Below are 1,103 nucleotides of genomic sequence, written 5' to 3'. Positions count from 1 at the left end.
GACGAACTACCCAGTGTCACCAAGGATGAAATCAGCCCAAACCGACCATCAGCGGGCTGCTGACCAGCAGAGTTCTGCTAATTCACTGGCATTGGCCCGGCCAGGACCCTCCTCGGTGAAGCTGCGCATCCCCCGCTCGCGGTCCTCCGTCGCGAACAGGCCCGCGAACCAGTTCCGTTCGATGGTGAGACCGGTGTCTATGTCGGTCTCCAGACCCTGGTCGATGGATTCCTTGGCGGCCCGCAGGGCGAGTGCCGGGCCCTTGGCCAGCTGTGCGGCCCAGTCGCGCGCCTTCTCGTACACGTCGGCAGCCGGAACCACCAGGTCGACCAGGCCGATCCGCAGGGCTTCGTCAGCCTTGACCATCCGGCCGGTGAAGACGAGGTCCTTGGCCCTGGAGGGGCCCACGAGCCGGGACAGGCGCTGGGTGCCGCCCGCGCCGGGGATCAGGCCGAGCAGGATCTCGGGCTGGCCGAGCTTGGCATTGTCGGCGGCGATCCGGTAGTCGGCGCACAGGGCCAGCTCGCAGCCGCCGCCGAGCGCGTAACCGGTGACCGCGGCGACGACCGGCTTGGGGATGCGGGCGACGGCGGTGAACGCTTCCTGAAGCGGGCGCGAGCGCCTCACCATCCCCGCGTGGTCGAGGAGTTCCATCTCCTTGATGTCCGCGCCGGCCGCGAACACCTTCCCACCGCCGTACAGGATCACCGCCCGGACGTCGTCGCGCTCCGTCACCTCGGCCGCCAGCTCGTGGAGCCGGTCCTGGGTGGCGATGTCCAGGGCGTTCATCGGGGGCCGGTCCAGGCGGATCGTGCCGACGCCTTCGGCGACTTCCAGGTGCACGGACATGGGCTTCCTCAGCTGTCGTAGTCGACGGTCAGCGTCTCGGAGACGGGGAAGGTCTGGCAGGTCAGCACATAGCCGGCGGCGACCTCGGCGGCTTCGAGGGCGAAGTTGCGGCGCATGTCGGCCTCGCCTTCGGTGACCAGGGCGCGGCAGGTGCCGCACACGCCGCCCTTGCAGGCGAAGGGCAGGTCGGGGCGGGTGCGTTGGGCGCCGTCGAGGATGGTCCGCTCCCTCGGCAGGGCGGCGGTGGTGGAGCG

The 1,103-nt window shown here is 69.9% G+C and carries 2 protein-coding genes; both read right to left on the bottom strand.

Going from position 1 to position 1,103, the window contains the following annotated elements; all coding sequences use genetic code 11:
- Positions 1–48 precede the first annotated feature (48 nt).
- Positions 49–849 (bottom strand): enoyl-CoA hydratase/isomerase family protein, encoded by an 801-nt coding sequence (locus ACZ7NC_RS45750; RefSeq protein WP_471498441.1) that lies wholly within the window; start codon positions 847–849, stop codon positions 49–51.
- Between the two features lie 8 nt (positions 850–857).
- A partial coding sequence (locus tag ACZ7NC_RS45745; RefSeq protein ID WP_471498439.1) for a 2Fe-2S iron-sulfur cluster-binding protein occupies positions 858–1,103 on the bottom strand: 246 nt, incomplete at its 5' end.

The organism is Streptomyces sp. NPDC111802, from assembly GCF_055634335.1.
Note: the sequence above shows the minus strand (reverse complement) of the source record. Positions and strands in the feature narration are given on the sequence as shown.

Excerpts from the sequence above, each read along its gene's own strand:
- ACZ7NC_RS45750 (WP_471498441.1), bottom strand. The coding sequence starts at position 849 with ATGTCCGTGCACCTGGAAGTCGCCGAAGGCGTCGGCACGATCCGCCTG.